We start from the raw sequence: 7,445 nt of genomic DNA on the forward strand, positions 1-7,445 counted from the left end.
CCAGGCAAGATCGTTCCGCAATAGCTCAGTGGTAGAGCAACCGGCTGTTAACCGGTAGGTCGTAGGTTCAAATCCTACTTGCGGAGCCAATTTAGGCCCGTTGGTCAAGCGGTTAAGACACCGCCCTTTCACGGCGGTAACACGGGTTCGAATCCCGTACGGGTCACCAATATGGAGGATTAGCTCAGCTGGGAGAGCACCTGCCTTACAAGCAGGGGGTCGGCGGTTCGATCCCGTCATCCTCCACCATCTTTATTTATTCCATCAAACCTATATATATGCCGGTGTAGCTCAGTTGGTAGAGCATCTGACTTGTAATCAGAGGGTCGAGGGTTCGAATCCTTTCGCCGGCACTCCTCGGGGGGGTAGCGAAGTGGCTAAACGCGGCGGACTGTAAATCCGCTCCTTCGGGTTCGGCGGTTCGAATCCGCCCCCCCCCACCAGGTTTGAGCCATTAGCTCAGTTGGTAGAGCATCTGACTTTTAATCAGAGGGTCGCAGGTTCGAGCCCTGCATGGCTCACCATTTTTTGCGGAAGTAGTTCAGTGGTAGAATACGACCTTGCCAAGGTCGGGGTCGCGGGTTCGAATCCCGTCTTCCGCTCCATATTTTCTTCCCTTTAAGGGGCCTTAGCTCAGCTGGGAGAGCGCCTGCCTTGCACGCAGGAGGTCAGCGGTTCGATCCCGCTAGGCTCCACCATATGTTTGTTTCTTAAGTTAGTGATGACTTAAGTTTTTTTTTGCCTAAAACCATGAACCATTCAAATGAGAGTACAGAGAAAGGCAGCCTGCCACCATTCAGGCTGCCTTTTTGTATGTTTATTCATTGCGATGCCGAGTTGAACCAAGTGAATGATAGCGTTTACAATTTAGGTATCAAGTGCTTAAAGGGGGAATGGCAATGCAATGGTCATATATTCATGTGCCGCTACGATACGGTCAAGGAAAACTCGGGGTTGACCAAGGTCCGGCGAAATTAAACGAATTAGGAATGGAAAAACTCCTTCCGACTGAAACGGTCAAACATACAATTCGTGTATTACCGGAATCAGAGATTCGTGAAAATGAAGAACATTTAAAGCGAGTCGATGGTGTCTTACACACTGTCACCGAGTTAGCGGAAGTCGTGCATCGCGAAATCACCGCAAATCGGTTCCCGTTGATCGTTGGGGGCGATCATAGTATGGCAATCGGTACACTTGCTGGACTGGCGCAAACGGGACCATACGGCGTTATTTGGGTAGATGCACATGCCGATTTAAATACCGGAGAAACTTCGCCGTCAGGCAACATTCATGGGATGCCACTTGCTGCAGCAATGGGGATGGGCGATGTTCGTCTGACAGAGGTAGGTGGACGTGAGCCGAAATTATCGCCAGAGCATTTAGTGTATATTGCGCTTCGTGATATCGATGAGGGCGAAATGAATGAAATCAATCGTCTTGGGATTAAAGTCATTACGGTAGAAGAAGTACGTACGCGTGGTGTCGACGTCATTATGCAAGAGGCGTTGAGCTATCTCCGTGAACGAGTCAACCGTTTTTACATTAGCTTCGATATGGATAGTTTAGATGCAGCGCTTGTTCCAGGAACAGGGACACCAGTTGACGGTGGTTTGACAGAAGTCGAAGCCAAAGCCATTTTAACAGAAGCCATGAAGGCGGATGATCTAATTGCTGTTGAACTCGTTGAATTGAATCCATCATTAGATCGAGACAACATGACAGCAAACTTAGCATACCGTCTATGTGAAACGATTATAAAATCAAAAGAAAACCTGTTATTGGAAGGCGAGACAGTCTGATTTCCTTACAGTTTCCAAACCCGTTTGCTACAATGGGGGTGGAAACTTTTTTATTTTCATGAAACCATTTTATAAGTGAGACGTATATAGAAATGACCGCACGTGTAGCGGAGAGGGGAAGTGGATTGATGGAACGGCTGACCACCCGTTTGGTAGATGAATTGAGGGCGGGGAATCACGATTCGTTTGCCGAACTGGTAGAACTATACAAGGATGGCGTCTTTGCAATCGCCTATAAAATTTTGTATGATCGTGGCGAAGCGGAAGACGCTGCCCAGGAAGCGTTCATTCGTGCGTATACACGAATTGATACGTATGACGCACAATATAAGTTCAAAACATGGCTCTATCGAATCACAACGAACGTTGCCATTGATCGATTAAGAAAACGGAAACCGGAGTATTCGATGGATGCTGAAATTGCGGGTACGGACGGTTTGACCTATCAAGACCACTTAGCTGATGAAGCGCCCCAACCCGATGCCCAAGTGGTTCATCGCGAAATTCGAAGTGAGATGCATGAGGCAATCAAGCAACTTCCGGACAAATACCGCATTCCCTTATTGTTAAAGTATGTGGATGATTTGTCACTTAAAGAAATCAGCGTGATGATCGACATGCCGGTCGCAACGGTTAAGACAAGGATCTTCCGGGGAAGAGAAATGTTAAAAACAATCTTTCAAAATAGGGAGGGGTTCAATTGACTCCTGAAGAAAAAGTACAACAATATTTGGAAGATGGCGTTTTGCCCGAAGAATCTGACGAATTGCGTCAGTTGTTAGAGGACGATGAATTATATGAGTCGTATCTACAATATGAACGAATCGACGCAGAACTGAAAGCATTGCCTCGTCCAAAGTTATCAGCAGATTTTACGGCTCGTGTAATGGCGGCCTTGCCTGAAACACCTGCACAAAAAGCACCTGAGGCGGTCATTCCGTTATCAAAACCGGTCCGAAAAGAACGAAAACCGCTCTCGAAGCAAATGGTCTGGTTACAACGACATCCAGGTTTGATTGCAGCAGTCCTATTCTTTAGTTTGATGTCTAGTGCGACCCTTGGACTATGGAACAGTGCATCTGAGACGATGACGTATACAAAAGTACCGGGTGTTGTCGTATCAGAGAACGAAGTCATTGTGCCGGCCGGTGTAACGGTCGAGAAAGATATCACGGTCCAAGGTGGCGATTTACGAATCGAAGGAACGGTCAAAGGTGACGCGACCGCTGTAAATGGTCGTGCGTATTTGGCCAGTGCCGGTCAAGTGACAGGTGAGCTTGAACAGATTGACCAAATGTTCGAATGGATTTGGTATTCGATCAAACAGCTTTTCTAAAGACGCTTTTGGCGTCTTTTTTTCGTTTCAATCTGGTTTCGTTTTGATGTGACGCAATGCGAATATACAGAATTGATGATATAATGGAAATTGCACGATTTAGCTAGGTAGTTAAGGAGGGGAGCATTTGCCGCTACTTGAACAAGTATCATTTTTCTCATTTTTAAATCTTTCAGAAAACGTACATTGGTACGATTATTTGAATGATGTTTTAGATATCGTCGTCGTCACGTACGTCATTTATAAATTAATGATGATTGTGCGTGGGACAAAAGCAGTTCAGTTAATTAAAGGGATCTCGATCATCCTGGTCAGTTGGTTCTTGAGCGGTTTCTTCGGGTTGAAGACGCTCCAGTTCTTGCTAAATCAGGTGATTACGTATGGTCTTCTTGGAATCATCATCATCTTTCAACCTGAGTTGAGACGTGGTCTTGAGCATCTCGGGCGCACGAGCAATTTGTTCGGTCGTACGGGAACAAGTGACGAAGAGCAACAACGACAAATGATTGAAGCAATCGTCAGTTCTGCGCAGTACATGTCAAAACGGCGAATCGGTGCATTGATTGCCATCGAGCGCGATACGGGACTCAATGAATATGTGGAGACAGGTATTCGGATGGATTCTCATATTACGTCTCAGTTGATTATTAACTTATTCATTCCAAACACGCCACTTCATGATGGTGCGATGATTATTCAGGATGGAAAGATTGCAGCGGCAGCTTGTTATTTACCGCTCTCAGAAAGTCCACACATCGATAAAGCACTCGGGACGCGTCACCGTGCAGCTATTGGAGTCAGTGAAGTGACAGATAGTGTGACCCTCACCGTTTCAGAAGAAACAGGAGCGGTCTCTCTTGCGATTGCAGGACGTCTGTATCGAGAGTTGGATGAGGAAGCGCTACGCAACAAATTAATTCAAGAACTCGTCATCGAAGAAAAAGAGACGACCCTCTCGTTCTTCGGTAAAAAAGGAGGGGATAAGTAAGTGATTGATCAGTGGTTACAACATAAATGGTTTCTCCGCTTCATCGCACTTGCTTTAGCCGTCCTTTTATACTTAATGGTCGCAGAGACCAGTTCTTCGAACAATGCGTCGAGCGCGCTGCCAATCGTCGGGCAAAGTTCCATGACGCTCGATGTGCCGGTCGAAGTGTTTTTTGATGAGGTGCAGTATGTCGCATATAATGTACCTGAAGAGATGGGTGTTGAGCTCCAAGGTCCGTCAAGTAGTTTGACGATGACCAAATTGGTGAAAGATTATCAAGTATTCGTCGACTTGACGAACCTCGGGACTGGCTTTCACCGTGTCCCTGTGGAAGCACGAGGGTTCGGTGGCGACGTTAACGTCAAGCTAGACCGAGAAACTGTCGAAATCTACATTGACCGGAAGCAAACGATTGAAGTGCCGGTGTCTGTGAATTTATTAAATAAAGATCAGTTACCGGACGGAAAAGTGGCGGGTGATGTCGAGATCGAGCCGTCTACTGTGAAAGTCACAGGAGGCGCAAGTCGGATTCAAAACGTCAAAGAAATCACATTGAATGTCGATGTCGCAAGTCAAAGTCAGACGTTTACACGAGAAATTCCCCCGACCATTTTAGATGCGAACGGGAATCCGTTGAACGTGTCGGTCGATCCAAATATCATCAATGTGACCGTACCAATTTATGATGAGAGTGCGATGATTCCAATCGAGGTCGTCACGAGCGGAGAAGTGGCCGATGACTTCCGATTAGTCGATACGTTGTTAGGTGAGACGGAAGTCCGTGTCTTTGCACCAAAAGAGGTGCTCGACGCACTCGAAAAAGTCGAGACGGAACCGATTGAACTGGATGACTTAACGAAGTCGGAGAAGGTATCTGCTACTTTACGCCTTCCGGAAGGCACCACATCACTTGGTAAAAAAGAAGTGGAAGTCCAAGTGCTCATTCGTCCGAACGATGAGTCGAAAGATGACACGGGCGAGTTGACAGAACGGATTCGATTGACGGTCCCGGTCAATGTTCGCGGATATGACCGGACGAATTATACAGTTCAAACACAAGAAGTCGTCAGTGTGACACTTTCAGGGAAACGATCTCTCCTAGAGAACATCTCTTCAAACAGTGTCAACGTGACACTGGATTTGACCGGTTTACCGAGTGGGACACACGCGGTAGATGTAGATTATGAAGTACCAAAAGGCGTGACTGTCGTCTCGCCAAAAACGATCGATGTTCAAGTGACGAGCGTCGATGAAGAAACAGAGACATCTTCCATTCAATAAAGATGTTCAATCATACAAAAGTGAGGATTTAATCTTATGGGTAAATATTTTGGAACAGATGGAGTTCGCGGTGTTGCGAACTCTGAGTTAACTGCGGAATTAGCATATCGTTTAGGTCGTGCGGGTGGCTACGTACTCTCGAAACATTTGCCAGAAGGCGAACAGCCAAAAGTCTTGATTGGTCGTGACACACGAATCTCAGGACATATGTTAGAGGGTGCATTGATTGCGGGTCTTCTGTCAATCGGCGCAGAAGTGATGCGTCTCGGTGTCATTTCGACACCTGGGGTCGCCTACTTGACGAAGTCACTAGATGCGACAGCAGGAGTCATGATTTCGGCATCGCATAACCCCGTCGCAGACAACGGCATCAAATTCTTCGGTAGCGATGGTTTCAAATTAGATGACGCAACCGAGCAAGAAATCGAAGACATTTTAGACGCTGCGGAAGATACACTCCCGCGTCCGACTGGAAAAGATCTCGGTTTCGTTTCAGATTATTACGAGGGTGCTCAAAAATACCTTCAAATGTTGAAACAGACTGTAGAAGAGGACTTCGATGGTCTTCACATCGCTCTTGATTGCGCACATGGTGCAACGAGCGGTCTTGCAGCGCGTCTCTTCGCTGACCTTGAGGCGAACGTATCGACAATCGGTAACTCGCCGAACGGGTTGAACATCAATGAAGGTGTCGGTTCGACACACCCTGAGCACTTGGCTGAGTTCGTTCGTGAAAAAGGAGCGGACATGGGTCTTGCCTTTGACGGCGATGGAGACCGTTTGATTGCGATTGATGAGAACGGCGATATCGTGGACGGGGACAAAATCATGTATATTTGCGGGAAATACTTGAGTGAAAAAGGTCGTTTGAAAGACAACACGATTGTCGCAACGGTCATGAGTAACCTCGGTTTCCATAAAGCTGTGGAAGAAGCAGGCATGACGGCGCTCCAGACAGCGGTCGGCGATCGTTACGTTGTGGAAGAGATGAAGAAACATCAATATACACTCGGTGGCGAACAGTCGGGTCACTTGATCTTCCTCGATCACTCGACAACGGGTGACGGGATGTTGTCAGGCGTCCAGTTGGCGGAAATCGTCAAGTCGACGGGCCGTAAACTTTCTGAATTGGCGGCTGAGATGCCAGTTTATCCGCAAAAGCTCGTCAACATTCGTGTAACGAATAAGAACGATGCGATGAACGGCGAGCGTGTCCTCGCAACGATTCAAGAAGCAGAAGCTGAAATGGCTGGGAACGGTCGTATCCTCGTCCGTGCATCTGGAACAGAACCACTCGTCCGTGTCATGGCGGAAGCGCCGACAGCAGAAGAGTGCGACCTCTACGTTGAAAAAATTGCACAAGTCGTCCGTGAAGATTACGGTGTAGAAGGATAAAATTTCAGAAACCGGGAATAACACAAGGGAATCCAACGTTGGATTCCCTTTTTGTTTCCGTTTTGTCATCGAGAAAACAATGGTTCTTCTTGACGAATGGGGGTGTGATTTGTACTATTAAGAGCGTGACCTTGGAAACGGAAGGACACAAGAGTACGAACAAGCGCCAGAACTCTACGGAGTTGACGAGGTTGGAGGTTATCGAGATTTCGGCGGATGCCTCCTCGTCGCCTGTCACGACGAAAAACATACTTTTAAAACGACCGGGTGACCGGACGGACAAAGAAGTATGTGCTGACAGCTCTTAGAAAAAGCCCGTTTCCTTTTTCGAGAAATCGAAGAATAGAGGAGATTTGTTTATGTGTGGAATTGTAGGAATGATTGGGAATACCGGAGCGAAGGAAGTCCTTCTCAAAGGTCTTGAAAAACTCGAGTACCGTGGTTATGACTCGGCAGGTCTTGCGTTGATGCATGAAAATGTCAACGTTCACAAAGAAGTCGGTCGCATCGCTGCGCTACGCGAAATCATCCCAGCAGAAGTAGACGGCACGATTGGAATCGGCCACACACGTTGGGCGACACACGGGGTACCGAGCGTACCGAACGCCCACCCGCACCAAAGTACGACAGGACGCTTCACGCT

General features: G+C 47.3%; 6 protein-coding genes, 8 tRNA genes and 1 pseudogene. All 15 read left to right on the forward strand.

The window, feature by feature from the left end; translation table 11 throughout:
- Positions 1–14 precede the first annotated feature (14 nt).
- Positions 15–89, forward strand: a tRNA-Asn gene (locus KNO75_RS14815).
- 5 nt (positions 90–94) lie between these two features.
- A tRNA-Glu gene (locus tag KNO75_RS14820) sits at positions 95–169 on the forward strand.
- Between the two features lie 4 nt (positions 170–173).
- Positions 174–249: transfer RNA gene (locus tag KNO75_RS14825), tRNA-Val, on the forward strand.
- A 31-nt stretch (positions 250–280) separates the two neighbouring features.
- A tRNA-Thr gene (locus KNO75_RS14830) sits at positions 281–353 on the forward strand.
- Positions 354–359: 6 nt separating this feature from the next.
- Positions 360–443 (forward strand) — tRNA-Tyr (locus KNO75_RS14835).
- A gap of 5 nt (positions 444–448) precedes the next feature.
- A tRNA-Lys gene (locus tag KNO75_RS14840) sits at positions 449–524 on the forward strand.
- Between the two features lie 6 nt (positions 525–530).
- A tRNA-Gly gene (locus KNO75_RS14845) sits at positions 531–605 on the forward strand.
- Between the two features lie 17 nt (positions 606–622).
- Positions 623–698: transfer RNA gene (locus KNO75_RS14850), tRNA-Ala, on the forward strand.
- A gap of 201 nt (positions 699–899) precedes the next feature.
- Positions 900–1,802 (forward strand): arginase, encoded by a 903-nt coding sequence (rocF, locus tag KNO75_RS14855; protein ID WP_214792350.1) that lies wholly within the window; start codon positions 900–902, stop codon positions 1,800–1,802.
- A 128-nt stretch (positions 1,803–1,930) separates the two neighbouring features.
- Positions 1,931–2,506 carry an RNA polymerase sigma factor SigW gene (gene sigW, locus KNO75_RS14860; protein ID WP_012727640.1) on the forward strand — a complete coding sequence of 192 codons (576 nt, stop codon included), beginning with the start codon at positions 1,931–1,933 and terminating at the stop codon, positions 2,504–2,506.
- Positions 2,503–3,138 carry an RseA family anti-sigma factor gene (locus tag KNO75_RS14865; RefSeq protein WP_214821648.1) on the forward strand — a complete coding sequence of 212 codons (636 nt, stop codon included), beginning with the start codon at positions 2,503–2,505 and terminating at the stop codon, positions 3,136–3,138. The genes sigW and KNO75_RS14865 overlap by 4 nt, the downstream gene beginning before the upstream one ends.
- 127 nt (positions 3,139–3,265) lie before the next feature.
- A complete protein-coding gene (gene cdaA, locus KNO75_RS14870; protein ID WP_214785821.1) occupies positions 3,266–4,126 on the forward strand; it encodes a diadenylate cyclase CdaA in 861 nt (286 codons plus the stop codon).
- The gene (locus KNO75_RS14875) at positions 4,127–5,407 is read left to right on the forward strand and encodes a CdaR family protein (protein WP_214821646.1); all 1,281 of its coding nucleotides are present in this window, start codon (positions 4,127–4,129) and stop codon (positions 5,405–5,407) included. It abuts the gene before it with no gap.
- A 36-nt stretch (positions 5,408–5,443) separates the two neighbouring features.
- Positions 5,444–6,802: a phosphoglucosamine mutase gene (gene glmM, locus KNO75_RS14880; RefSeq protein ID WP_214697357.1), complete on the forward strand. Its 1,359-nt coding sequence runs from the start codon at positions 5,444–5,446 to the stop codon at positions 6,800–6,802.
- Positions 6,803–7,161: 359 nt separating this feature from the next.
- Positions 7,162–7,445, forward strand: a pseudogene (locus KNO75_RS14885) (glutamine--fructose-6-phosphate transaminase (isomerizing)); the annotation flags it as partial.

Origin of the sequence: Exiguobacterium sp. s35 (assembly GCF_018617535.1) — a bacterium.
In the GTDB taxonomy this organism is placed as follows: Bacteria; Bacillota; Bacilli; order Exiguobacteriales; family Exiguobacteriaceae; genus Exiguobacterium; species Exiguobacterium aestuarii.